Source organism: Bryobacter aggregatus MPL3 (assembly GCF_000702445.1).
GTDB lineage: Bacteria > Acidobacteriota > Terriglobia > Bryobacterales > Bryobacteraceae > Bryobacter > Bryobacter aggregatus.
In genome coordinates this window covers 1689745-1714032 of the sequence record NZ_JNIF01000003.1, presented here as the reverse complement: position 1 = coordinate 1714032, position 24288 = coordinate 1689745, and the positions used below count along the sequence as shown (strand labels likewise).

Annotated in this window: 22 protein-coding genes; 15 read left to right on the top strand and 7 right to left on the bottom strand. The window is 59.0% G+C overall.

What is annotated here, in order from left to right:
• Positions 1-73: 73 nt before the first annotated feature.
• From M017_RS0108200 to M017_RS0108190, 3 genes are read right to left on the bottom strand one after another with little or no spacing between them, the layout of a single operon-like run.
• Positions 74-1114, bottom strand: a complete 1041-nt coding sequence (locus tag M017_RS0108200) for a lipocalin-like domain-containing protein (protein WP_051669633.1) — start codon at positions 1112-1114, stop codon at positions 74-76.
• On the bottom strand, positions 1111-3597 hold the full coding sequence (locus M017_RS0108195; protein ID WP_031497228.1) for an FtsX-like permease family protein: 2487 nt from the start codon (positions 3595-3597) through the stop codon (positions 1111-1113). Before M017_RS0108195 ends, M017_RS0108200 begins: the two co-directional genes overlap by 4 nt.
• Positions 3594-4256: an ABC transporter ATP-binding protein gene (locus tag M017_RS0108190; protein ID WP_031497226.1), complete on the bottom strand. Its 663-nt coding sequence runs from the start codon at positions 4254-4256 to the stop codon at positions 3594-3596. The genes M017_RS0108195 and M017_RS0108190 overlap by 4 nt, the downstream gene beginning before the upstream one ends.
• Positions 4257-4299: 43 nt before the next feature.
• Between M017_RS0108190 and M017_RS0108185 the strand changes: the two genes are divergently transcribed.
• Positions 4300-5505 (top strand): cation:proton antiporter, encoded by a 1206-nt coding sequence (locus M017_RS0108185; RefSeq protein ID WP_031497224.1) that lies wholly within the window; start codon positions 4300-4302, stop codon positions 5503-5505.
• Here the strand turns inward: M017_RS0108185 and M017_RS0108180 are convergent.
• Together M017_RS0108180 and bshC are read right to left on the bottom strand one after the other, a co-directional pair.
• On the bottom strand, positions 5468-6259 hold the full coding sequence (locus M017_RS0108180; protein ID WP_031497223.1) for an HpcH/HpaI aldolase family protein: 792 nt from the start codon (positions 6257-6259) through the stop codon (positions 5468-5470). The two genes, M017_RS0108185 and M017_RS0108180, sit on opposite strands and share 38 nt — an antisense overlap.
• Before the next feature lie 11 nt (positions 6260-6270).
• Complete coding sequence (gene bshC, locus M017_RS0108175; RefSeq protein WP_031497220.1) at positions 6271-7791, bottom strand: bacillithiol biosynthesis cysteine-adding enzyme BshC; 1521 nt, start codon at positions 7789-7791, stop codon at positions 6271-6273.
• Positions 7792-7901: 110 nt separating this feature from the next.
• Between bshC and cyaY the strand changes: the two genes are divergently transcribed.
• The 8 genes from cyaY (at position 7902) to M017_RS0108130 (ending at position 14634) form a co-directional block, all read left to right on the top strand.
• Complete coding sequence (gene cyaY, locus M017_RS0108170; RefSeq protein WP_031497219.1) at positions 7902-8228, top strand: iron donor protein CyaY; 327 nt, start codon at positions 7902-7904, stop codon at positions 8226-8228.
• Positions 8228-9307 (top strand): coproporphyrinogen-III oxidase family protein, encoded by a 1080-nt coding sequence (locus M017_RS0108165; protein ID WP_031497218.1) that lies wholly within the window; start codon positions 8228-8230, stop codon positions 9305-9307. Before cyaY ends, M017_RS0108165 begins: the two co-directional genes overlap by 1 nt.
• A complete protein-coding gene (locus tag M017_RS0108160) occupies positions 9294-10331 on the top strand; it encodes a threonine aldolase family protein (RefSeq protein WP_031497216.1) in 1038 nt (345 codons plus the stop codon). The genes M017_RS0108165 and M017_RS0108160 overlap by 14 nt, the downstream gene beginning before the upstream one ends.
• Entirely contained in the window at positions 10328-12322 is a 1995-nt protein-coding gene (locus M017_RS0108155; protein ID WP_031497214.1) for a M3 family metallopeptidase, read from the top strand. The genes M017_RS0108160 and M017_RS0108155 overlap by 4 nt, the downstream gene beginning before the upstream one ends.
• Before the next feature lie 482 nt (positions 12323-12804).
• The gene (locus M017_RS0108145; RefSeq protein ID WP_031497210.1) at positions 12805-13038 is read left to right on the top strand and encodes a hypothetical protein; all 234 of its coding nucleotides are present in this window, start codon (positions 12805-12807) and stop codon (positions 13036-13038) included.
• Between the two features lie 3 nt (positions 13039-13041).
• Positions 13042-13677 carry a 30S ribosomal protein S4 gene (gene rpsD / locus M017_RS0108140; protein WP_031497208.1) on the top strand — a complete coding sequence of 212 codons (636 nt, stop codon included), beginning with the start codon at positions 13042-13044 and terminating at the stop codon, positions 13675-13677.
• Positions 13678-13710: 33 nt separating this feature from the next.
• Positions 13711-14007 (top strand): AbrB/MazE/SpoVT family DNA-binding domain-containing protein, encoded by a 297-nt coding sequence (locus M017_RS0108135; RefSeq protein ID WP_031497206.1) that lies wholly within the window; start codon positions 13711-13713, stop codon positions 14005-14007.
• A gap of 12 nt (positions 14008-14019) precedes the next feature.
• Positions 14020-14634 (top strand): AAA family ATPase, encoded by a 615-nt coding sequence (locus M017_RS0108130; RefSeq protein WP_155121307.1) that lies wholly within the window; start codon positions 14020-14022, stop codon positions 14632-14634.
• On the opposite strand, the gene M017_RS0108125 is transcribed toward M017_RS0108130, so the two are convergent.
• A complete protein-coding gene (locus M017_RS0108125; RefSeq protein WP_031497204.1) occupies positions 14626-16626 on the bottom strand; it encodes an alpha/beta hydrolase family protein in 2001 nt (666 codons plus the stop codon). The two genes, M017_RS0108130 and M017_RS0108125, sit on opposite strands and share 9 nt — an antisense overlap.
• Before the next feature lie 22 nt (positions 16627-16648).
• Here M017_RS0108125 and M017_RS0108120 point away from each other — a divergent pair, with 22 nt between their 5' ends.
• From M017_RS0108120 to M017_RS0108095, 5 genes are all read left to right on the top strand, one after another.
• Positions 16649-17344: a beta/alpha barrel domain-containing protein gene (locus M017_RS0108120; RefSeq protein WP_155121306.1), complete on the top strand. Its 696-nt coding sequence runs from the start codon at positions 16649-16651 to the stop codon at positions 17342-17344.
• Between the two features lie 17 nt (positions 17345-17361).
• Entirely contained in the window at positions 17362-18861 is a 1500-nt protein-coding gene (gene aroE / locus M017_RS0108115) for a shikimate dehydrogenase (protein ID WP_031497200.1), read from the top strand.
• Positions 18858-19028 (top strand): hypothetical protein, encoded by a 171-nt coding sequence (locus M017_RS29220; protein WP_155121305.1) that lies wholly within the window; start codon positions 18858-18860, stop codon positions 19026-19028. The genes aroE and M017_RS29220 overlap by 4 nt, the downstream gene beginning before the upstream one ends.
• Positions 19029-19031: 3 nt before the next feature.
• A complete protein-coding gene (locus M017_RS0108105; protein ID WP_031497198.1) occupies positions 19032-20474 on the top strand; it encodes an amidase in 1443 nt (480 codons plus the stop codon).
• A 713-nt stretch (positions 20475-21187) separates the two neighbouring features.
• A complete protein-coding gene (locus tag M017_RS0108095) occupies positions 21188-22495 on the top strand; it encodes a PQQ-dependent sugar dehydrogenase (RefSeq protein WP_031497194.1) in 1308 nt (435 codons plus the stop codon).
• On the opposite strand, the gene M017_RS0108090 is transcribed toward M017_RS0108095, so the two are convergent.
• Positions 22485-23885 carry a metallophosphoesterase gene (locus tag M017_RS0108090; RefSeq protein ID WP_031497193.1) on the bottom strand — a complete coding sequence of 467 codons (1401 nt, stop codon included), beginning with the start codon at positions 23883-23885 and terminating at the stop codon, positions 22485-22487. The two genes, M017_RS0108095 and M017_RS0108090, sit on opposite strands and share 11 nt — an antisense overlap.
• Positions 23886-23975: 90 nt before the next feature.
• Here M017_RS0108090 and M017_RS0108085 point away from each other — a divergent pair, with 90 nt between their 5' ends.
• A complete protein-coding gene (locus M017_RS0108085; protein ID WP_031497192.1) occupies positions 23976-24263 on the top strand; it encodes a co-chaperone GroES in 288 nt (95 codons plus the stop codon).
• Positions 24264-24288 lie beyond the last annotated feature (25 nt).

Genomic DNA, 24288 nt, shown 5'->3' with positions numbered 1-24288 from the left:
GAGGCTTTCACTTGAGATCAACTCTAATCGTTGTACGTAGAATCTTGACCAGTTTCAGCAATATATAAATCGTTTAGGGTGTCGGCAGGAAGCGAAACTCTTTGCGATAGCCGGTCATCTCGAGATAACCCTTGCCGTTGTGGCTACCGCTGAACTGCATCGCGCCCTCCCAATAGGTGGGCGTGAGGCTGCTCTTGCTGACCAACTCCTGCGCGTCGAGGCGCGGGGTCGCTTGGATGTCGATACCTAGCTTTGGCACGGCGATGCGCCACTCCACTGGATAGGTGTTCCAAGTGCGGAGCGGCTGGAGTTGCAGATCGGAACTTGCGAGAGATGTCGTCTTGCCATTCGCGTCGATGAAGGTGCCAGCAGAGTAGCGATCGACTCCTCCATCGCGACGTCGCAGACGGAAGAGCATCAGCTCCGTGTTGTTATCGAACTGGATCGAGAACCAGTCCCAGCCGATGAGCCCGGGGTCGAGTTGACTTGAGAAGAACTCGTGATCCATCCAGGCATCGCCGCTCACTCGGAACTGCTGCGAGCCGAGTTGCAATGTGCCGCTGGTAGCAAGTCGCGGGAAGCTGATGTAGTGCGAGCCTTGGCCAGCGACCCCACCCTTCTGACTGACGCCATTCTCTCCGTGGATGACGAAGTGCTTGGCGGGCTTCAACTGCAAGCTGAACTGAAAACGTTCATCGATCGCCTTCAGCTCATGGACAGTCTCAGTGAGATGTACGGACCAGTTGCCGTTCCAGATGCGTTGCGCTTTGAGGTCTGCGCCAGCGATTCCCGGGCCGCTTCGATTGAGTCTTTCTGCGTGGAAGAACTGCTTGCCCGCAATGTCAGTCAACGCGAGGTGCGCCATCCAGACATCGCGCGTGGTCCATACCGATTTGATCTCGACATCGGGCTCCAGCGCTTGCCGGAAGAAGGTGAGCTCGAAGCCGAAGGGTCGGCCTTCTGTGCTGGTTAGATTGCCCGTGTAATACCACCACTCCGTCTGAAAACCCGGATGCGAGAAGTGATCGCGAGGGAACTCATAGCGATAGCCGGGCAGCGCTTTGAGGAAGCTGGCAGCAGCGAGGAAGTCGCGACGCGAAAGGGGATTGCTCATTGCTCGTGCATCACCTCAATGGGATTCAGACGTGTGGCGACACGCGCCGGGTAGAGACCTGCAACTATGGTGCCGACAAAGACGAAGGCGAGCGCACTCAGCAAGGACGCGACAGGCAGATGGAACTCAATGGTCCAACCGAAGCTCTGTTTGTTGATGACGAAGATGAGCACCAGACTCAGCAGGCCGCCTGAGACCACGCCAAGGATTTGCGAGAAGAGTCCGATGTAGCCAGCCTCGAAGAGAATCATCTTGCGCACCTGGGTCTTGTCCGCGCCGAGAAAGCGAAGTAGCCCGATCTCGCGACGGCGATCGATGATGAGCGCGAGCATCGCGCCAGCCACGCCCATCACCGCGATGAAGATGGCAACCGCTTCGAGCGCGTAAGTGACGGCGAAGGTCTGATCAAAGATCCGCACCGCTTCGCGGCGCAGCGCGCTGTTCTCGAACACAACAATCCTTCGCGGCGCATAAGCGGCTTCAATCGCCGCGCGGAGTTGTTTGCGATCGGCATCGGGCGCAACATAGACGGCTAAGTTGGAAGCTTCTTCATTCGGCAGATACTTTCGCAGTACAGACTGGTCGAGGATGATGTAGCCATTCTCGCTGGAGTAATCGCGATAAATCCCTGCCACACGAAAGCTGGGGCGCGCCGTGCCGATGGGTAGCGACAAGCGGTCTCCCACCTTCACATGATGCTTTTCGCTGAAGGGCTCGCTGACAATAACAGCCTCGCCCGCCTGCATGCCGAGCAGTGCGTCTTGGGTGTCGCCGCTTTGCAGAGCAGTGCGGCCATAGCGCATCTGCGCCTGCGCATCGCCAGCGGCAAGCGTCACCGGGAGCCCGTTGTAGCGGATGGCATAAGCACGAAAGCGATCGACAGCCAGCACTCCGGGCAGTGCTTCGATCTCGCGTGCAATGTCTTCGCTGATCGTGGGATGGCGATCCATGGCAGACTGGCCCGCAGGCCGTAAGTAGAAGTCCGCTTGTACCTGCCGATCAATCCAGGTGAGCATCGTTTCGCGGAAGCTGCCGACCATGATGCCGACACTGGTCATCATTGCGATCGCGCTAGCCAAGGCCGCAACCAGAACACTGCTGCGGCGCAAGGCGCCGGCGAGGCTCCGCCCCGCAAGGAGCGATTCCACACCGCCAAAACGAGCAAGACACCTGCCTGCATACTCGATGAGACTTGGCGCACAGAGACTCGCGGAGGCGACCAAGGCCAGAGTCGCAAGATAGCCACCGAAAGGCTTGCCTGCAACCGGAGGCAGTTGCGACAGCAGCAAGGCAGCAAAGGCCAACACAAGAGCGAGGAACAAATGCTGCGTGGAAGCTTCTTGCAATTGCGTATCAATGCGTCCACGAGCCATCGCGTCAGTTGGTGGCACTTGGCCGGCCTCGATGGCGGGAGCGAGCGCAGCCAGCAGAGAGACAGCAAGCCCTGAGCCCAGAGCCACGGCGGCGGAAGCAAAGTCGAAACGGATTGCCGATGCCGTCGAGGAGACATAGAGCGCCTGCACGGTCAGCCCGACCAACCGCACTGCGCCTTCTGCAAGAAAGCGCCCAAGCACCAGGCCGATCACACCACCCACCACACCAAAGAAGACAGCCTCGATCAGAAAGGCAACGATCATCAAGCGCTGCGTCCCCCCGACGGCGCGGACAATACCGATCTCTGCCCGCCGCCGCACCACCGAAACACTGATCGTGTTGTAGATCAGGAAAGCACCCACCATCAGCGCAATGTAACTCAGTACGCGTAGATTCCAGCGGAAGGCGGAGAGCATTTTGCGGTTCTCCTCCGTTCGCGCACCAATGGGACGGATTGTGGCGCCGGGCGGCAGATAAGGGCGCAGGCGCTCCACCCACGCATCCACGTTCTCCTTCTCTTGCGCAGGCAACGACACCAGGATGCGATCGATGCGGCCGATGCGACTCGTCACGGCCTCGGCATCTTCGATGTCCATCACGATCAGGTCCCCGGACAACTGCTTCGCGTCGATGACTGCGGCCACCGTGTATTCCAGCGGCTTGTCGTTGATCTGGAGCTGGATGCGGTCGCCTCGCTTGCCGAGACTGGGGCTGACAAAAATGCCGTGGCTCTTCAGGTCAGAAACAGGCGGGTCGCCGTCCATCTGGAGCGCGTTGGCAAACACGTCGACGCCAAGGAGCGGCACGCTGCGCTTGCCGTTGACAATCGCAAAGTCCTCGATGCGGGGCGCAAACTGGAGCGGCAGCGGGAGTTGGCTGAGATCACCAAGCAACTCCACAGGCAAGCCTCCGGTAGCAAGGATCTCGATGTCATCCGGCCCGCTCACCACATCCATGGAAGAGCGAAAGCTACCCGCGGCGGCTTCACTCGCAAGATCCATGGCAAAGATCACGGCAACGCCAAGCGCGATCGAGATCAGCGTGACCGAGCTCCGTCCACGCTCGGCCCAAAGGGGACGCAGAATCAGACGCTGGACCAGGCGCATCATCGGATGCGGCCGTCCAGCATGGCGATCGTGCGGTCCGTAACGCGGCCGGACTCCACCGAGTGCGTCGCCATAAGAACGGCGGCATTGAAATCCTTTGCGGCACGGCGGAGCAGGTCGAGGATCCGGTCACCGGTAGTGGTGTCGAGATTGCCCGTCGGTTCGTCGGCAAGCAGAAGCTTAGGCCGGTGCACAAGCGCCCTGGCGATGGCGACGCGCTGCATCTGCCCGCCAGAGAGCTGATGCGGCATACGATTCCCATAGTCACTGAGTTCTACCCAGGCAAGTGCTTCGAGACTCCGTGTTCGTTCCTGTGGCTCGCCCGCCAGCAACAGCGGCAGTTCGACGTTCTCAACGACACTCAGAGTGGGAAGTAGTTGGAAATTTTGAAAGATAAACCCGACCTTCCGGCGCCGCAGCGTGGTAAGTGCAGCATCATCCAGACTCGTTGTCTGCTGGCCATCGATCGAAACCGTACCCTCGCTGGGGAAATCCATCGCCCCGGCCAGGTGGAGGAGCGTTGATTTGCCACAGCCACTGCGTCCAACAAGTGACACAAACTCTCCCGGAGCGAGGGTCAAGCTGACACCAGCAAGTGCCATCACCTCCTGGCCCTGTGCAAGATAACGCTTCTTCACATCTGAGATTTCGAGGATTAGCACGGATTTTGTAGATTCCTAATCGGAGTCAAGTAAGGTAAAAGAAATGGCTTTCTTTCTGATGGGTGACTCGGCAGCAGTTGGGCTGCTCATGCAGATGCTCTTGCTGTTTGGAGCTGCCAAGTTATTTGCGGAATTCGCCCAACGCCTGGGACAACCGGCCGTCGTCGGAGAACTGATCGCCGGGGTCCTGATCGGACCGAGCGTGCTCGATTGGGTGCGGCCGAATGAATTTCTCACGGTCTTCAGTGAATTGGGAGTCCTCTTCCTATTGTTTCAGGTTGGCCTGGAGCTGAAGGACTTCAAATTGATGCGAGTGGGCTGGGACGCGCTGCTGATTGCCGTTGCCGGTGTGCTGTTGCCTTTTATCGTTGGCCGGCAGATCATGTTGGCGCTGGGACATCCAGGCTTGGAAGCTGCCTTCGTCGGCGCCAGTATGGTGGCGACCAGTGTCGGAATCACCGCGAAGGTCTTGGCCGACCTGAAGTTGCTGAACGTACGGGCCAGCAAGATCATTCTCGCCGCGGCCATCATTGACGACGTGCTCGGTCTGATTGTGCTGGCCGTGGTGTCGAGCCTGGCCAAGGGCACGGTGAACTACTACGAACTGGGAATCACCGCAGTTCTGGCCATCGGCTTCACACTGATCGTCGCGCAGTTTGGCACCAAGGCCTTTGAAAAACTGGTGCCGCGCATGGACCGCCGCATGAGCGGAGCGCATAACCAGTTTGTGCTGTCGATCCTCCTGCTGTTTGCTCTTTCCGTATTGGCGAGCATCGCCGGAGTGGCCGCCATCATTGGCGCGTTTTTAGCTGGGATGGCGCTCGCCTCCAGCGTCGACGAACACACGAAGGAACAGACTGCCGGCGTGACTGAGTTTCTGGTTCCCTTCTTCCTTGCCGGGATTGGGCTCCATATGGACTTGAGCGTCTTTCAGAACCCGTCGACACTCTGGGTGTGCGGGCTCATTCTATTGGCCGCTATCCTCTCGAAATTCCTTGGATGTGGATTGGGTGCGTTGCGCCTGGGAGTGCGGGACGCGGCGCGGGTGGGAATCGGAATGGTGCCGCGGGGAGAGGTCGGAATGGTGGTGGCGCAGATCGGCAACAGCATCGGAGTGATTCCGAAGGACGTCTACGCCATTGTGGTGTTTATGTCGATTGCGACGACGATGGTGGCGCCGCCGCTTCTCAAACTTGCTTATCGCGACCTGATCAAGCAACAGGCCCAGGAGCCGACGCAATCCCTTTGATGATCGCCGAGGCGCGCTCAAACAGCATCGCCGTTTCATTTGCGCAGCCAAGGAAGGTGAAGCCCTTCTCTTTCCACATCTGCATCAATTCGAGCGAACGATTGTGCGTGCCGGGCGCGATGCCGCGCTTGAGACAAGCGTCGCGGATCTTCTCATAAGCAGCAACAAACTTCGGATGAGTGAATTCACCAGGAACACCAAGTGATACGCTCAGATCCGCCGGTCCGATCATGACAACATCGATGCCAGGAACGTCTAACAGCGCATCGAGATTGGCCACCGCCGTCTCGGTCTCAATCTGCAACACAACCATCGTCTCTTCGTTGTAATGCGCAATCGCCTGCGGAATGCTGACCGCGGCGTAATCGTAGTTCACCGGCGTCAGGCCATAGCCGCGCACACCAAGCGGGGGGAACTTGGTCCAGGAGATCGCTTGCGCCAGCAACTCTGGCGACTCCACTCGCGGGAAGATGACGCCCATCGCGCCAACGTCGAGCGCACGGGCGACCAGCGAATACTGCAGGTCGGCAACGCGCACCAAGGGTGTGAAGTTTACGAAGGGTGCAATGCGGAGCAGGTCTTGCACTGTCTCGAGATCGAAGCCGCCATGCTCGCAATCAACGAAGGCCCAATGAAAGCCTGCGGCAGCAAGAAGCTTGATCACTTCCTGCGAACGCAACTGCCCGAATCCACAGCCATACTGGCATTGGCCCTGCTTCAGAGCCTCTTTGAGAATATTTTTACGGAGTCCCACGAGTTAGGCTTCTAGCCTAACAAAAGCACCTGATGATCAAAGCAGTTGGTGTGGATGTTCTCGAGGATGGTGGGGATGAAATCGGGCCCCGAATCGGAGAGCAGCGCGAGCAGTGAATAGTGCCGCTCCTGCAGATGCCCATGCGGGGCCAGGCGATGCGAGATGTGCGCGGCCTGGCGCTGGGTCTGTTCGCTCTTGCGCAACATTTCGCGCACCACCTTCGTGTGATTCTTCGCAAACTGGTAGCGCACCTTGCGCAGCGAGGCATCGAGCGCGCGCGACAGCGTTGGATCAAAGTTTTCGAGCTTCGCGCCAAGAGTGCTGAAGGCGCGGTTAATGCTGTTTTCGGCGTTGTGGAGAGATTCGGTGAGATCGGGTGGCACCAGCCGCTTAGCCAGGGTCTCGCGCACATGCTCTTCGCTTTGCAGCATGTCGGCATAGCGGACCCGGAATTTTTCAACAATTTTCGCGGTCTTCGAGTCGACGATCGTAAAGAAAGCTCGCGGCACGACAACCGGCATGCGGCCGAGCAGAATGCGATACAGCACTTCCGATTGCGCAAAGTAGGCAAGTTCGCCGGGGCCGCCAATGAGAGCGGCAGTAGGAAAGAGCCAATCCTGCCAGACCGGACGGAGCAGGGCATTCGGCGACAAGGCCACGCCTTTGGCAGCCATGGCCGCCGCATCATAAGTCTTCGAATGAAAGATCAAATGCTCACGCTGGCCGTTTTCAAGCAGAAAAAAGAAGGAAGTGTGATCGCGCTCAAAATGAACTTGCGCGTGATAGCCCGCTTGGATCAAAGCCCGGTTGCGTTCGAGCACCGCCTCGCCCAGTTCGACGGCTTTCTCCGCCGCTTGCGATAAAAACGGCGCCCCAGCGGCACGCAGTGTCGGCTCAAGCGGATCGGCAAAGAGCAAACCCAGCGGCGCCAGCAACTCCTGCAACATGCCGAGAAAACTCTGTCCAAAGCTGCGGCCATTCACATAGTGGCGATGGGCCAGGGCGGCAATCTCATCGGAAAGCGGCAGATCGTCCGGCAAGCCCGCGAGCAAATGATTGCCAGCCGGGCGGCCGTCGGACTTCGCATCGGCCGTAATGTCGCGATCCCAAAAGGCGGCACTGCGGATTTCTTCAACATCATGATCTTCCGTAGCCAGCCAGAAGATCGGCACCGCCGGAGTGCCCTTGGCCGTGAGTTCGCGCGCGGTCTTGATCGCGCTCAGCGCCTTGTACAGCGTATAAACCGGCCCGCCATAGAGGCCCACCTGCTGGCCCGTGAGCACGGCAACGGTTCCAGGCTGTGCAAAGAGTTCTAGAGAAGGATTGCCAGCGTTGAGAACGGCAAGCGCCTGGGCCACTGCGGCCCGGCGTTGGTCGGGATAATCAATCTCGGCAATCGCGCGCGGCAGGCTTTCGGGATCGGAAGGATCGTGCGCGTAAAACGGCGCAACGCGCGGAAAGTTGGAAACAAGATCGACGAAGAGTCTCGAAGACCCTGGTAGTTCGTTATGGCGTATGCAGGCACCGTTCATTCACACGTGTCCCCTGTGTCTACTCTGGAGCCCACAGACGTACCTTAGCAGATGCGGAAACTGGGACGAAAGTCACGAAAAGTTTGTTACCTTTCGAGCAGAGGCTTCTTTTGACGGATTCCGAATTTCAATTGCGTTGTGACACGGCGATGACCGACTTGAACAAGGCGCTGCTGCGAGCCGCCGAGGCTCATGAGTTCGACCCGGACTTCCAGGCCGGCGCACTCACCGTCGAGTTTGAAGAGCCGCGTGAAAAGTACGTTGTCAGCCCGCAAGCGCCTGCATTCCAGGTGTGGGTGAGCGCGCGCGTGAAGAGCTACAAGCTCGACTGGGAAGACGCGCGGCAGGCCTTTGTCCTGCCCGCCACCGGCCAGACCCTCAAGGAGTTGATGGCCGATCTGCTGCAACAACGCATCGGGGAGCCCATCGCGCTCTAATGGCCGGGGTCTACATCTCGTACCCCTTTTGTGCCCAGAAATGCACCTATTGCAACTTTGCGTCAGGTGTTTTTCCCAAGCAGTTGGAGCCGCTCTACCAGCGCCGCCTGCTCGAAGAAATCGAGAAAACAAACTGGAGCTGGACGCCGGAGACAATCTATTTCGGCGGCGGCACCCCGAGTTTGTGGGATACCGGCGAGGTGGAAGCTGTCTTGGCCGCGATTCCGGGAGCGCCCTGGCGCGAAGTCACCATGGAGGCCGCTCCCGGGAGCCTGACGGAGGAACGCGTTGCCGCCTGGGCCCGATTGGGCATCAACCGGGTGAGCCTCGGCGTGCAAAGCCTGATCGAAACCGAATTGCGCCGCACCGGCCGCAAACACACAGCCGCGATAGTCGAAAGCGATGGCGCCCTGCTACGCCGTCACGGCATCACGGAGATCAATCTCGACCTGATTGCCGGCCTGGCCGGCCAGACTCGCGAGAGCTGGCAGCAGAGTGTCGAGGGCGTGATCGCACTCGCCGTGCCGCATGTCAGCGTCTATATTCTCGAGGTCGATGAAGAGAGCCGCCTCGGCCAGGAAGTGCTGTTCAACGGCCAACGCTATGGGGCTCGCGATGTGCCGAGTGACGATCTGCAGGCGGAGTTTTATGAGTACGCCGTCGAGCGGCTCGCCGCGGTGGGCATTGCCCGCTATGAGATCTCCAATTTTGCCCGGCCCGGCCACGAGAGTTTGCACAATTTGAAGTACTGGAAGCTCGAGCCCTATCTCGGCTTTGGTGCGGATGCGCACTCCTTTGATGGCCAGTGGCGCTGGCAAAACGCAGAAGACGTGGAAGCTTATACCAACGGAGCAGCAGCGCCAGAGCGCGAAGCCGCCGACACCGCAGGCGAACGCTACTGGGTCGGCCTGCGGCTCGCAGAAGGCGTGCCGGAAGGCGATGCCGCAAAGGCAAAGATCGAACGCCTGATCGAGGATGGCCTGCTCGAGCGCTTGCAAGACCGCATCCGGCTCACCCCGCGCGGCGTCCTACTGTCAAACGAAGTTTTCCAGGAGTTTTTAAGCGATGGATCTCATTGATCTGCGAAGCGATACGGTAACCAAGCCCACCCCCGAGATGCGCGAGGCCATGGCCGGGGCCGAAGTGGGGGACGACGTCTATGGCGAAGATCCCACGGTAAACCGGCTCGAAGAGCGCTCCGCCGAGATTGTAGGCAAAGAAGCCGCTCTGTTTGTGCCCACAGGCCTGATGGGCAACATGATCGGCCTGAAGGTACATACCGAACACGGGCAGGAAGTGATTTGCGATTCACGCAGCCACATTCAGAATTACGAGCTCTCGATGCTCGCCTGGTTTAGCGGCTGCCTCACCCGCGCGATCCCCACCTCGGATGGGATTCTCGATTGGGCCAGTGTCCAGCGCGAGTATCGACCCGCCGGACTGCATTGGGCCTCGACCGGAGTGATTGAAGTCGAAAATACGCACAATGTTGGCGGCGGCACGGTATACCCGCAAGCCCGTTTGGATGAGATCTGCGATGGCGCGCATGCCCTGGGCCTGCCGGTGCACATGGACGGCGCGCGCATCTTCAATGCGGCAACAGCGCTGGGCACCCCAGTGGGCGCAATCGCCGCCAAGCTGGACACCGTGATGTTCTGCCTGTCAAAGGGCCTCGGCGCGCCGGTCGGCAGCATCTTGGTTGGTCCGCGAAAGCTGATCGAGAAGGGCCGCACCTATCGCAAGCGTCTGGGCGGCGGCATGCGGCAGGCCGGTATTCTCGCCGCCGCCGGACTGATCGCACTCGAAAAGATGCCCCAGCGTCTTGGCGAAGACCACGCAAATGCGCAGAGGCTCGCCCAACGCCTGGCAAAGATGCCCGGCATCCGCATCGACCCCAGCAGCGTCCAGACAAACATCGTGATTTTCGATGTCGCTGCAACCCCCTATGATGCAGCCGCGTTCTCGGCCAAGATGAAAGAGCGCGGTGTGTTGATGAGCGCCTTCGGGCCCACCCTGGTGCGCATCGTCACCCACTACGATGTCCCGCGCGCCGCCTGTGAGACAGCCGCCGAAAAGATTGAGGAGATGTTGAAAGCCGCATGAATCCACTGTTGAGAGTTCCCTTTGAGATCCCCTTCGATCAGATCGAAGTCGCCCACATCGTGCCCGCCGTACGGCAGTTGCTGGGCGAGGCGCAAGCGAATATCGATGCGATCGCCAACTCGACCGAGCCGCGCAGCTTTGCCAATACGATGGCCGCGCTCGACGAAGCAGGGGTCAATCTCGAGAATGCGATGGCCGTCGTGCGCCATCTCGAGTGCGTGTCCAATACACCCGAGTTGCGCGAAGCGATCCAGACCATCGACCCCGAAGTGAGCGCGTTCTATTCAGCAATTCCATTGAATGACAAGCTGTGGAAGGCGATCCAAGGGGTTCCAGAGACGGGTCTTGACGCCGTGCAGAAGCGCTTTCTCACCAAGCAGGTGGATGCGTTCCGCCGCCACGGCGCCGAACTCGAAGCGCCCGCCAAGGCACGGCTCACCGAGATCGATGTCGCCCTGCAAGGCCTGTGCACAAAGTTCTCGCAAAATGTTTTGGACGCGACCAACGCCTATGAGCTGATTGTCGAGGAGGAAGCCAAGCTGGCTGGGCTTCCGGAGAACGCAAAGCAAGCCGCGCGGGCAAGCGCCGAAGCCAAGGCTAAGAGCGGCTGGCGCTTCACCTTACAGGCGCCCAGCTACCTGCCGGTGCTCACCTATCTTGACGATGCGGAGATCCGCCGCCAGATGTGGCAAGCCTATATGAGCCGCGCCACCTCGGGCGAATACGACAATCGCGATCTGATGCGCCAGATTCTGACTCTGCGCCGCGAAAAAGCCCATCTGCTCGGCTACTTCACCTTTGCCGACTTCGTCCTTGCCGATCGCATGGCCCAACGCGGCGTGATCGCCCAGGAGTTTGTCGGCGGTCTGGAGCTGGCCACCCGCGACAAGTTTGGCGAGGAGCACAGCGCGCTCGAAGCCTTTGCCGGCAAGACGCTCGAGCCCTGGGATATCAGCTACTACGCCGAAAAGCAGCGCGAAAAGCTGTATGCCTTCGACGAAGAAGCGCTGCGTCCCTACTTTGCCGTTGGTCCGGTGGTGGACGGCATGTTCCGCCTTTGCGAGAGGCTCTTCGGCATCGAAGTGCAGCATCGCCCGGATGCGAAGGTCTACGAGCCAAGCGTGAACTACTACGAGATCTTCTCGGACGGGAGGATGATCGGCGCGTTTTATGCCGATTGGTTTCCGCGTGAATCCAAGCGCGGCGGAGCCTGGATGGAGCCCGTGCGCACCGGAGGCCCGCAGCCCGATGGCAGTTTTGCGCCGCATCTCGGCGTGATCTGCGGCAACATGACGCCTCCCATGGCCGATAAACCCGCGCTGTTGACGCACCGCGAGGTGGAGACCATCTTCCATGAATTTGGCCACCTGCTGCACCACTGCCTGAGCGAGGTGCCCATCCGTTCGCTGAGCGGCACGAATGTGCCCTGGGATTTTGTCGAGCTGCCCAGCCAGATCATGGAGAACTGGTGCTGGGAGCGCGAGTCGCTCGACTTCTTCGCCCGCCACTATGAGAGCGGCGAGACGATTCCTGAGGAGCTGTTCCAAAAGATGGTGCGTGCGCGGCAGTATCGGGCCGCCTCTGCCCAAATGCGCCAACTCGGCTTTGCGACGGTCGATCTGACGCTCCACACCGAGTTTGACCCGAAGGTGGAAGTGGATCTGCTCGACTTTGCCAACGCCGTACTGCAGCGCTTTGCGGTCACGCAGTTGCCAAAAGACTACGGCATGATTCTCGGCTTCACCCACCTGTTCTCGGGGCCGGTCGGCTACGCCGCCGGTTATTACAGCTACAAATGGGCCGAAGTTCTGGACGCCGACGCCTTCTCGCGCTTCAAGGCCGAAGGGGTGCTGAACGCGGCGACGGGCCGCGAGTACCGCGCCAAGATCCTCGCCAAGGGCAACAGTGAAGAGGCTCGCGATCTGTTCCGCGGCTTTATGGGCAGGGATCCCGATCAGGCCGCGCTGTTGCAAAGAAACGGCTTAGCCTAGGCGCAAGGCAAATTTATCCGTAAAAGGGCGGCAACTCCGGTTGCCGCCCTTTTTGCTTAGCTCTGGTCAAACGTGAGATAGCCCGACAGCATGCACGCGAGCAAAGTAAAGAACAGGATGGTGCCAAAGACCTGCAACAGATAGATCCATCTACTGCGTTTTTCAATCAACATCATCAGCCTCCTAACAATGGTTCCGGTATGGGTTTGGGCTCCGTCCTCGCCAAAGTCTGCAGCCCGTTGCCAGCTTCGATGCGATTTCTTATCGCAACTCACTTGCAATCTGAGGTCGAGTATAGCATCATGGACCAAAATGGTCGCAACAGAAAAGTGACCAGTCGAGCGAAAAAATAAGGGGTTCTTCGGCAGACTTTTGGCGAGGCGCCGAAGAACCCTGGACGACAACCGGAACGGCTGACGACTGCCCACCAGTATAGGCAGGATCACCGTTCGTAGAAACCCGAAAGAGGAGACGAACGCAGCATGGAACAGCAAGCCCTGATTCTGGCGGACACTCCCGGCTTTGGCCGGATTTTCGATTGTGGCGAGTGCGGGCACATCCACGTGACCATTGGTCCCGTGAGCCTCACCCTCGAGATGGAGGCCTACTTTCAACTCGTAGCGCTGGTCCATACGAGCGCCGCCAACTTTGAAACCTATTTGCAGGCCCGGCCCAGCGAGGCAGCCCCCAATTCCGGCACGGAACAGGTGAGCTAGGCCATGAGCAAACTCGGATCCCGCAATCGTTGGAAGGTCCAGCGCCAGCTTGGTTTGGAATTGCCTGGTCTGGGACGCGCCGGCGCCCTCGACAAGAGAAACTTCCCTCCCGGCCAGCACGGACAGGCCCGCAAGAAGAAGATTAGCGGCTACGGACTGCAACTGCGCGAGAAGCAGAAGCTGATTTTCCACTACGGACTGCGCGAAGAACAGCTTCGCCGCTTTGTCCGCATGGCAAAACAGGGCGCCGGTTCGAACTGGATTTCCAAACTGCTCAGCCTGCTCGAGAGCCGCATCGACAATATCGTGTTCCGCCTTGGCTTTGCGCGCAGCATCGCTGGAGCCCGCCAACTGGTGAGCCATGGGCATGTTTTGGTGAATGACCGGAAGCTCACGATTGGCTCCGCTCTAGTCAAAGTCGGCGACCGCATCCAGCTCACCATGAAGGCAAAGGCATTGCCCGGCACCATATTCTCTATTTCTTCGCCTCGCTTGAGCCTGCCATCTTATCTGCAACAGTCGGCGGCCGATGAGCTGGAGGTCGGGATTGTAGTGTCGAATCCCGGGGTCGAACACATCCCATTTGAATTCAATCCGAACCTGGTCGCTGAATTCTATGCAAATCGGGGCGTCAACTAGATCAGAATTTCTGAATTTCAGATATTCTGGGGCATGGCTTCTCAATTTCTTCAGATGGGCAAGCGGGGAACCGTCGTGATTCCCGCAAAACTGCGCAGACAGCTCGGAATGGAAGATGGGTGCCTTTTAATTGTGGACGAGGTCGAAGCGACGCTTCGGCTTCGTCTCGCCAAGCTGCACAACCCCGAACCGGACGCCCGGCTGAAGATGGCGAGCCGTCTGCTGAGCGGAGCCGAGGATCTGGGCGAGTATCTGGCCGCCATTGAAGAAGTGCGGCGCATGGGATTTGAGCCCGAAGATGTGCCGCATGAACGCTATTCTGGTAGCTAGGAGTTTCTAGCCTTGACGTCCAGCCCTATGTTTCTCAAGATCCTCGCGCACCCGGTGTTTGTGAATTTGAACTTTCACATGCCGATGGTGGTCGACCTGTCCCATCCGCTTGTCATGCTGGCGGGCGACAATGGCGCGGGAAAGAGCACCCTGCTCCACTCCATCTACTACGCACTGCGCAATGAGAGCGTCGATGGCTACATCTACCGTCTCGACACTGGTGTCAATAAACTGGGCACGCCCTACATGTTCGATGCGGAACAACACAACCCGCGCATGCAGCTGGATCTGTTCCAGGACAACCCGCAGATGATCGAGTTTCTCCAGATGGCAAGCCACGGCCAGGTGATGCTCGCGATGTTCCGCGAAAACTTCCCGAGCCTGCCCGACGGCACCATCCTGCTGCTCGACGAGCCGGAAATGGCGCTCTCCACCAGCAACCAGCGCCGCATCCTCAAGATGCTGATGGAATTGGTGGATCAGAAGAACTTCCGCATCATTTGCGCGACGCACTCGCCGATCCTGCTCGATTCGAAGGATACCTACGTCATCAACCTCGACGAGCACAAAAACAAGAATGTCGCCGACGGCACCATGGGCGTGCAGGGCGCGACGACCTTAATGTAGCCAGCGAGCGAACCAGTCCAGCACTTCCTGATAGAAAAAGCGGCTGTCCTCGGCCTTGAGAATCCAGTGATTCGCGTCGGGAAAGACAATCAGCTTGGACGGAATGCGCTGCCGTTGCAGGACGCTCCAATACTCGAGTGTGTTGTTGAGCGGCACGCGGTAATCCCGTTCTCCAACCGTCACCAGCACCGGGGTCTTGAAATTCGCGGCATAGCGGATGGGATTCTGCTTGCGCCAGACCTCGCCCTGCATCCAGACCGGCCCGCCATTGTTCACCTCGCGCGAGTAGATCGTGTCGCTGGTGCCCCATTGGGTCTCGAGATTGATGAGCCCGGCGTGGCTGACCAGGCACTTGTAGCGTGTCGTCGTCGCTTGCAGCCAGTTCGCCAGATGCCCGCCATAGCTCGCGCCACCGGCAGCAAGCCGCGCCGGATCGAGAAACGAAAAGCGCTGTAGCGCTTCGTCCACCGCCTGATTGATCTCCTCGCCCGGAGTGGCGAGCGGATCGCCCTGGATGTTTTGCGCAAATTTCTCGCCAAAGCCAGTAGACCCGGTGTAGTTGGTGAGCAGAATCACATAGCCGGGTGAGGCGAGGAGATGGTAGTTCCAGCGGAGGAAAAACTGATCTTTCCACATGCTGTGCGGCCCCCCATGGATCAACGCCAGCAGCGGGTACTTCTTGGTCTCATCGAAGTTCGGAGGCAGGATCAGCAGATTGTGGATCGAGCGGCCTTTCTTCGAAGTGAAGCTGAAGTGCTGGGGAGTGGAGAGATCGAGATCGGCCAGCGCGGTGTCGTTGAAGTGGGTGAGAGTCCGGGTCTTGGCCGGGTCGCGATCGAGAACCTGGATTTCTGCGGGGCGCGTGGCACTGTCGTAATTCGCAACCAGCACTGGGCCGCTTTGCACCAGATTCGAAAAATTACCAGCCGTCTGAGGCTGGTACTCGACGGCAGCCCCGCCTTCCGCAGACATCACGAAAAGCTTGCCCAGCCCTTGCTCATCGGTGCTGAAGACAATTTGCCTGGAGTCGGCGGAAAAGACAAAGGAGTCGATGGATTTGTCGATCGACTCTGAGATCGTGCGGGGCACACCGCCCTGCGGCCAAGGAATCATCGCCAGGCGATTCAAGCTATAGGTCGTGTTGTTGACCCCTTCGCGGCTCTCGATCAGATACAGCGCTTTGCCGTCGGGCCGGAATCTGGGATTGGAGTACGAATAAGCTCCGGCAGACAAAGGCTGCGGCTTGCCGCCCTCGGCCGGGACAAGGAAGATCTTGCTCTTCACCTGCGCAAAGGCCGCTTCGTTGCGATTGATGTCTGATTGGAAGAGGATCGATTTGCTGTCGGGAGTCCAGGTGGCGTTCAGTTCTTCTCCGGTGGTGGTGAGGGTGCCACCCAGATTCGTATTAGCCAGAATGTCGATGGGGGTGGCCCCTGCGTGATCGTCCATCACAAAAATGTGGGCCCGCTTCGCATCGAGCCAATGGTCCCAGTAGCGAATGGGAAAGCCTTCATAGACACGGGCATTCGATTTGCGCTTTGGCGCATCGGAGACATTGGCGGCGAAGAGCAGCTTCTTGCCGTCTGGCGACCAGCGCGGCTCGCTCGCCCCGCCCTCAATGTTGGTGTAGCGCTGCGCTTCTGCGATGCCCAGTTCGAGAACATAAACCTGCGGATCGTTGTCGCCCTCGCGCGTGGTGGTGAAGGCGATGCGCCGGCTATCGGGAGACCAGGCAACCGCAGATTCGGCAGCCCGGGTGTGCGTGAGCTGGCGCGGCGCACTCGATCCGTCCGTTGGCACCGTCCAGAGATCGCTACTTTGCTCTTTGGGATCGTAGGCCGGAAACACCACGCTGAAGACGGCGATTCTGCCGTCGGGCGATAAACTCGGCGCTCCTACGCGCTTCATCAGCCACATCGATTCGTGCGTGATTGGCCGTTTTGCAGCCGTCGCACCGAGACCAAGCAGGAGGAGGGCAAGCAGAGGACGCATCTTAACCTTTATAACTAAAGGAATGGAATATCGTGATCTAGCGGGGAGGATCGACTACCACCTTTCGAGTCCTTTGATGACAGAAGAGCAGGTGCATGAAGGTTGCAGGCGTGCCGCAAGCTATGCCGTGGGCAGTGTGATCGTGAGACCGTGCGATCTCGATTTGGCCCGCAGCTGGGTGCAGGCGCCCCTGCGGCTGGCCAGCAGAACCAGTGCCGCGCCAGGGGATGCGACAACGGCAGTGAAGCTGTTTGAAGTGCAAGACATGCTGCAGCGCGGCGCCTCACTGGCAGAGGCGAAAGTGAATCTGCCCAAGATGATGAGCCGCCAGTTTGCCTACGTCGAAGGCGAGCTACAGCAACTGGTGAGAATCTGCACAGAAACAGGCACGAAGTTGACCGCCAGTGTCGACGTCTCGCTCCTCGATGAAGAGCAGATGGCAAGTCTTTGCGAGATGGCAAAGAACAGCGGAGTTGCAATTTTAAGTGCGAGCGAGTATCGCATTGGACAGGTGGAGATCTTACTGCGGAACTGCGTACCGCAGGTGGAAGTCAAACTCATGATCGATGGAAAGAGTCTGGAGGAAGTTCTGATTCTCAAGGAAATGGGCATTGCCCGATTTGGCGTAAGGCACCCTGCTGCGCTTCTTGATGCGTGGAAGGCTCACCTCGAGACCCTTCCCCATAAAGAAGAGCTAAGTGCAGCGGTGGTAAGCTAGGGGACGTTTTCCAACCTATGTCCACGCGCGCGGCACTACCCAAAGTATGCATCGCTTTGGGTTTACCCACAGTCGAGAAACTGCTGGATCAAGCAGAAAAAGAAGTCGCGGCCGGAGAGCAATTCCTTGAATTCCGGCTCGACTATCTAACCAAGCCCGAGGCGGGTCTGAAAGCGATTACGGCCTTCACGCAGAAGCACCCCGATGTATCGCTTCTTGTGACCTGCCGGCGGCACCAGAACCACGGCAAATACAACGGTGTCATTGACGACCAGATGAAAATTCTGGACGCCGCCATTGACGCCGGCGCTCATGCCATCGATGTCGAAGTGGAAACAGCCGAGAAGACCATCGCGCGCTGCGAACAGTTGCGCGCCAAGGCCCACTTGATCGTGAGTTGGCACAACTATGAGGGCACTCCGCCCCTCGAGCCCGTGCTGCGCCGGATGATGAAAGTTCCGGCGGACGCCTATAAGGTGGTCACCACAGCCCGCAAGCCCAGTGATGCCTCGAAGGTTCTTGCCTTGCAGAAGGCGCACCCGAAGGTGCCGATGATTTTGCTCGCGATGGGCGAAGTCGGATTCGCCACCCGTGTGCTGTGCAATTCGCATGGCGGCATCTACACTTATGCCGCGCCCAATGCCGTAGAGGGCACCGCGGCAGGCCAGGTGGGAGCGCGGCTCCTGCGGCAGCTCTATCGCATCGACAAGCTGACCAAGAGCGCAAAAATTTATGGCGTGGTGGCAGACCCGGTGCGCCATTCGCTCAGCCCCACCGTGCACAATCGCGCGTTCCAGGCGCGACGGCTCGACGCGGTGTATCTTCCGTTTCTGGTGAAGCCCACCCAACTGAAAGACTTCCTCACGCTCTGCGAGAATCTTCCGGTGCAGGGCTTCAGCGTCACTCTGCCGCACAAGCAACGGATCATGCGTTATCTCGATGTGATCGATCCGCTGGCCCGCCGCATCGGCGCGGTCAATACGGTTTGGAAGAAGGCCGGCAAATGGCGCGGCACCAATACCGATGCTGCCGCCGTCACCCAACCGCTCGGCAAGCGAATCAAGTTGAATCGAAGCACCGTATTGCTCGTGGGCAATGGCGGCGCGGCTCGCGGCGCGGCCTTTGCCTTGGCCGACGCGGGCGCCAAAGTTGTCATCAGTGGCCGCAACCCCGATCGTGTTCGTGCTCTTTCCAAAATGTGCGGAGCAGAACCCTTGTTGCGCGAACAGTTGAACGGCAAGAAATTCGATGCGCTGGTGCATGCCACTCCGATGGGCATGTGGCCAAACGTCAAGGACTGCTTCTTCGATGGAGCGATCCCCGCCGACGTCACCTTCGATATGGTTTACAACCCGCTCGAAACAGAGTTGCTGCGCCGGGCAAAGTCGCAAGGCGGCGAAGTCATCCCCGGGCTCGAAATGTTTCTCACCCAGGCTGCGCAGCAGTTCGAGATTTGGATGGGCGAGAGTGCTCCTCACAGCGTGATGGAAAAGGCGGCTCTGGAGGCGCTGAAGTGAAGCGTCGCGATTGGCTGCTCTCCACCACGGCACTCGCCGTCCCGCTACAGGCCCAAACTCCGGAGCTTCTCGAGCAGGCTCGCGCCTCTATGCGCGCCAATCGGGAAGCCCTCGAAAAGGTCAAGCTCCCCATGGCGGTAGAGCCAGCCTTCGTATTCAAGGCATAGAGCATGGCAATTGCCGGTGTCGATCTGTTCTTCGCCTCCGCCACGGAACTGAATGCTGGATGGCGGAAGGGCGACTACTCCAGTGAAGAGTTAACCCGGGCTTATCTCGATCGTCTCGAAGGCATCGGAGGCGAGCACAACGCGCTCGCGCTCAGCCTGCGCAGGGACGCGATTCGCCGGGCCAAGGACGTCGATAAGGACCGCAAGATTGAACGCTTTCGCGGCAAGCTGCAAGGCGTGCCTTTTGGCGCAAAAGATTTGCTCGCCTGGCCCAAGCATCCCACCACCTGGGGCGCCAAGCCCTACGCGGATCAAGTCTTCGACAAGCCCGCAACCGTCCTGACGAATCTCGATAAGATGGGCGCCGTGCTGATTGGCAAGCTGGCGATGATCGAACTCGCCGGTGGCCCCGGCTATCGCTGGGCCAAGGCTTCGCTGACCGGCCCCTGTCTGAACCCTTGGGACAAAACACGCTGGGCGGGTGGATCCTCCAGCGGCAGCGGTGCGGCCGTCGCTGCCGGTCTGGTGAGCTTTGCCTTGGGCAGCGAAACCAGCGGCAGCATTCTGACTCCTGCCGCCTTCTGCGGCATCACCGGCTTGCGTCCCACCTACGGACTCGTGAGCCGGGCCGGCGCGATGGCCTTGAGCTGGACTCTCGATAAGATCGGCCCCATGGCCAGGACAGCCGAAGACTGCGGCGTCATCCTCGACGTCATTGCCGGTGGTGACGACGACGACCCGATGAGCGCAGGCAAGGGTTTCGCCTACACCCCGCAGTTTGCCCGGCCTTTTGCGGATTACACGATCGGCTATGCGCCGGTCGATTGGGAAGAATGGGCAGACCCGGAAGCGCGTTCTGCCTTTGCCGAGACCTTACGGGTGTTTCGAGCGATGGGTTTCCAGTTGAAGGAAGCGGAGCTGCCAGACTTCCCGTATGGCGCCATCCTGAGCACAATCCTGCAAGCCGAGCAGGCCAGTATCTTTGAGGAATTGGTCACCAGTGGCAAGGTGGAGCAGCTTGCCGACGAGAAGCAGATTGCAGGCTTGAAGGCTGCGGGCGAACTCCTGGCCAAGGACTATCTGCGCGCCATGCGGATCCGGCGGCAGGTAATCGAAGCATTCAAGGACTTCTTCTACAACATCGATATGATTCTGGTGCCCACGCGGCGTGGCATTGCCAACGAAGTCGCAGTGCCGCTCGATGCGCCAGGGAGCCCGGTCCCTGCGGGCCGCAAGCGCGGCTTTAACGCTCACACCCCGGCGGGGAATCTGGCGGGCCTGCCCGCGCTCACGCTGCCTTGTGGGTTGGTAAAGGGTTTACCGGTGGGAGTGACGCTCATGGGACGTGCGTTTACCGAGAACGCTCTGCTGGCTGTGGGCCAGGAATTCCAAAAGCGGACGGACTGGCACAAGCGCCGACCAGCGCTGGCTGAGCGCATGCAGTGAGTGCAAACCGAGGAAGAGCATCGAACCTGCGGCCAGAGATTTCAGTTGCTCGGCCCAAACCCCATTGACGCTCATCCCGCCCAGAACCGTCATGAACTGAACCGTAACGACTGCGGCAAAAATCTGCGAATTCCGCTCCAATGCGGCACGGAACAAGATCACCATCGCAATGCCTTCGGGAACCTTATGCAAAATGACAGCAAGGGCGCTAGTGGTGTGTTCGGAGCTCAGGCCGTCGGCAAAAGAATGGAGCGCCAAGGCCAACAACATCGGCATCCCGAAACCATGGAGCCTCGTGGTGCAGGAATCATGTTGATGATCGTGCGTACAGGCCGGGCAGATCGGGTGCACATAGCGATGGATGAGCCAGACCCCCAGAAAACCAGCGACGAAGGCCAGTGGGACGCCAAATCCACCGAGTGCACTGAGCAGCAGAAGTAAACCGCTGCCTGCGGTGAGTCGACGCATGGCTACCGGCGACGGGGTAAAAAATAGACTGACTACACTGGACGCGGTGCCTACGAGGGCGGCCAGCACATGGAGACTCATTACTGATATTTGATTATCGGGGATAAGAAAGGTTTCGAGCAAGTTTCCACATTTTTTACAGAGTGCAGCCAACCGGGACCTTAGCTGCCCCCCAGTCTCTCTCCGCCGCCGACTGAGCATATTTCTCGATTGCGGCAGACGAAAGCGGATCGCTAGCTTCAATCATGAAGCTTTCGCTGTGTTGTTTTTTGGTCTGGGCCCAGGTCCTCTCAGCAAGCAATATCCTCAATACGCCCAGTGTGGATGCGACACTCTTCCGCGTGACGCAGTTTGCGACGGGTCTGCCGCTCCCAAGCAGCGCCATTAAGGCTTCCGATGGCTCGCTTCTGGTGCTGCTTTCCCCGGGCTATGGCACCAGTCAGGTGGTCCGGTTTCAAGATTTGAATTCTGATGGCGTCGCCGATGGCGCGCCCACAATCCTTTACTCAAATGCGAACGCAGGCCCGGCCACACAGATTCGGCAGGCCGGCAAGCTGTATTACATTGCAGAGTTCGGCAACACTGCGATCACCGCACTCGCACCTGGCGTCAGCCCGGAAGACCCTCTGCAGGCAAGCGGAAGTCTCAAATTCGAGTACGCCCCAGACTATGCACATCCAACGCCCGGCATTGCGGTGCGTCCGACCCCAGACAAGCCTGGTTCGATCGATCTCATCTTCAATGTCGGCTCGCAGTACAACGCACAGGCCTCCACATCCCCCGTGACCGTGAGTGGTTTCGGCCTGGCGCCCACCCAATTGCAGGGCGACTCGCTGTACATGATTACCATCGACGAGACAGGCGATGTGCCGATTGCTTCCAATCTGCGCCAGGTCGCCGGCGGCATTCGCAATGTGTACGGAATGGCTTTCGATCCCATAAGCGGTGATCTGTACTTTGCCGACAATGCAATCGATGAGGACAATGTCACCAATTTTTCAGAGCCCTACCAGGCCGATGAACTGAATCGGATTCCTGCCGCCAAGCTCGGCACAGAAGTGCTGCAATTCGGGTTTCCGAATTGCTACCCGGAGTATCGGAGCGACACGCTGATCGAAACGAATCCGGGCGCCTGCAATGGGGTGACCCAAAGCCTGATCAATTTCCAGCCCGTCTCCGGCTTTCGATCGGAAGGCCCCACAGAGATCGCCTTCAGCCCCGCGCTGTTCCCGGCACTCTATCGAAACGGCATTTTTGTTGGGTTCAGCGGCGGGACAGGTCCGGAGGGGACCAACAATCAGAACCCCGTCGTGTTCGCCAATTCCACCTTCACCGAACTGATCCATTTCATCGAGAGCGGCACACTCTCTCACAATCCGGTCGGAATCTATTCGACCGCAGACTCCCTGTTCATCCTGGACTGGGGCGGAGGCTCGATCTATCAGATCACAGCACTCGCCGATGTGCCGGAGCCTGCGGTGTGGTTGCTCGTCTCGAGCGCGTTGTGCTTTTTTGGTCTCCGCAAACGATTCGGACCGAAAGTTAGCGCGTAACCGTAAAGCGGTCGATCTCTTTTCCGCTCGACGAGATCTGACGGACCTTCAGCTCCTTGGCAGAAGCATCGATGACAGTGAAGGAGTGAGTGTCGGAGGAGAACTTCGCGGTGAAATCCTGAAAGGTACTGGGATTGCCATTCTGCTCCGGGTTGTAGAGGGTAGCTCCGCCGGCGCCAGTTACCAGGTAGATGGGCGCATTCGGCTTCGTATTCTTATCACCGTCATAAGACTTGTCGAGCGTCCACTTGCCAGGAACTTCGGTTTTCGAACCCAATTTGAAACCAGCCTCAACAACGAATTTCATCGGATGCGTGCGCTGGTAGTTGTGGACATGGCCGCCGATGACAAGGTCGGCCCGGCCTTCTTCAAAGAGATCGGCAAGCAGACGAACCCGCTGGTCGGTGAAGTGCGCCTTTGAAGAATTGAAGGGTGGATGATGAAAGCCCACAAAGCGCCACTTCGCCTTGGAGGCCGCCTTCAGATCGTTGCGGATCCATTCGCGGAAAGCAGGGTCGGTGAAATCGACGTAGGGATTGCTGTCGATGACCGTCCAGTGGACGTTGCCGTAGTCAAAAGAGTAGTTCGACATGCGCGGGTAGCGGTCGGTGGTGCTCAGAAAAGCACGCTGGGCTGCTTCATTGCCCTTGAACTTCGCGGTATGTTTGCCTCCGGCCTGGATCGAAGGACCATTCATCGGGAGAGACCAGTAGCGGAAGAACGCCAAAGAATCCGGGTAAAGATCGAAATCCGGAACGAGCGGCGAGTCATGATTGCCGATCACACCGGTAAAGAGCGTGCTTCTCAGGAGAGGTGCGCCTGTCGCCGGGCCAGCCGTATCGGCGTTATAGACGGGCCAGAACTTCTCCTCGTACTCAGAAACGCGGCCCCGCGAATAGACGATATCGCCCGCCACAAAGACATAGTCCGGCTTGAGCTTCGACACCTCGTAGGCCACCGCTCGTTGTCCCGGAGTGTTGGCGGCGCAATCGCCAAAGACGACCAGATGGGTGTCTGACTTCTCCGGCTTGCGCGCCTGGGCGGTGGATTCGAAAATCGCTTTGCCCCCAACGAGCACCCGGTAGGGCACCATTTTGCCAGGACTCAGCTTGTCGAGCGAGGCGCGGTAGACCCGATGCGCGACGGTACCAGTGACGGCGACGCGGCGAAGCTGCTGCACTTCTGCTTTGCGCCAGGAGGATCCGGGTTTGTATTCGACCGCGAAATGGGTATCCCGATCGTGGCCAAGCCACATCAGATCGAGTCCTTCGCTTTTCGAATTGGCGGGACGGTCACCGAGCTGAAGATAGGGTTTCTGAAAGAAGTTGGGGTCTTTGGTCTGCGCACAAAGGAAAAATGCGCTGAGAAGGAGGAAGAGGAGCTGCTTCATGTGGGCATTTTCATTATTGTGCGAGAAGTGGTTGCAATAGAATGACGGCGCAGGGGTTTGCTAGATTGGATAATGTCCAAGGGAGTATCTATGAAATTGCGTCCGTTGCACGATCACGTGCTAGTGAAGCGCCTCGAGGCGCAGGGTAATAAGATTGGCAGCCTGTTTGTGCCCGATAGCGCGCAGGAAAAGCCCCAGGAAGCTGAAGTCATTGCCGTTGGGGCAGGGACGCAGCTCAAGGATGGGCGTCGGGTCGCGATGGAAGTGAAGGTCGGCGACAAAATTCTTTTCGGAAAATACGCCGGATCCGAAACCAAAGTGGGCGGGGACGAATATCTGATCTTGAGGGAAAGTGAAATTCTGGCGGTTCTCGGCTAGAGACGCGCGCAAAGGATTGAGGAAA

What these genes read in the sequence shown, in the direction of transcription:
- M017_RS0108200 (WP_051669633.1), bottom strand. Translation starts at nt 1,114, where the DNA reads ATGAGCAATCCCCTTTCGCGTCGCGACTTCCTCGCTGCTGCCAGCTTC.
- M017_RS0108125 (WP_031497204.1), bottom strand. Translation starts at nt 16,626, where the DNA reads ATGCGTCCTCTGCTTGCCCTCCTCCTGCTTGGTCTCGGTGCGACGGCT.
- M017_RS0108120 (WP_155121306.1), top strand. Translation starts at nt 16,649, where the DNA reads ATGGAATATCGTGATCTAGCGGGGAGGATCGACTACCACCTTTCGAGT.
- M017_RS0108195 (WP_031497228.1), bottom strand. Translation starts at nt 3,597, where the DNA reads ATGATGCGCCTGGTCCAGCGTCTGATTCTGCGTCCCCTTTGGGCCGAG.
- rpsD (WP_031497208.1), top strand. Translation starts at nt 13,042, where the DNA reads ATGAGCAAACTCGGATCCCGCAATCGTTGGAAGGTCCAGCGCCAGCTT.
- bshC (WP_031497220.1), bottom strand. Translation starts at nt 7,791, where the DNA reads ATGAACGGTGCCTGCATACGCCATAACGAACTACCAGGGTCTTCGAGA.
- M017_RS0108160 (WP_031497216.1), top strand. Translation starts at nt 9,294, where the DNA reads ATGGATCTCATTGATCTGCGAAGCGATACGGTAACCAAGCCCACCCCC.
- M017_RS0108085 (WP_031497192.1), top strand. Translation starts at nt 23,976, where the DNA reads ATGAAATTGCGTCCGTTGCACGATCACGTGCTAGTGAAGCGCCTCGAG.
- M017_RS0108090 (WP_031497193.1), bottom strand. Translation starts at nt 23,885, where the DNA reads ATGAAGCAGCTCCTCTTCCTCCTTCTCAGCGCATTTTTCCTTTGTGCG.
- M017_RS0108095 (WP_031497194.1), top strand. Translation starts at nt 21,188, where the DNA reads ATGAAGCTTTCGCTGTGTTGTTTTTTGGTCTGGGCCCAGGTCCTCTCA.
- M017_RS0108165 (WP_031497218.1), top strand. Translation starts at nt 8,228, where the DNA reads ATGGCCGGGGTCTACATCTCGTACCCCTTTTGTGCCCAGAAATGCACC.
- M017_RS0108105 (WP_031497198.1), top strand. Translation starts at nt 19,032, where the DNA reads ATGGCAATTGCCGGTGTCGATCTGTTCTTCGCCTCCGCCACGGAACTG.
- aroE (WP_031497200.1), top strand. Translation starts at nt 17,362, where the DNA reads ATGTCCACGCGCGCGGCACTACCCAAAGTATGCATCGCTTTGGGTTTA.
- M017_RS0108155 (WP_031497214.1), top strand. Translation starts at nt 10,328, where the DNA reads ATGAATCCACTGTTGAGAGTTCCCTTTGAGATCCCCTTCGATCAGATC.
- M017_RS0108185 (WP_031497224.1), top strand. Translation starts at nt 4,300, where the DNA reads ATGGCTTTCTTTCTGATGGGTGACTCGGCAGCAGTTGGGCTGCTCATG.
- M017_RS0108145 (WP_031497210.1), top strand. Translation starts at nt 12,805, where the DNA reads ATGGAACAGCAAGCCCTGATTCTGGCGGACACTCCCGGCTTTGGCCGG.
- M017_RS0108135 (WP_031497206.1), top strand. Translation starts at nt 13,711, where the DNA reads ATGGCTTCTCAATTTCTTCAGATGGGCAAGCGGGGAACCGTCGTGATT.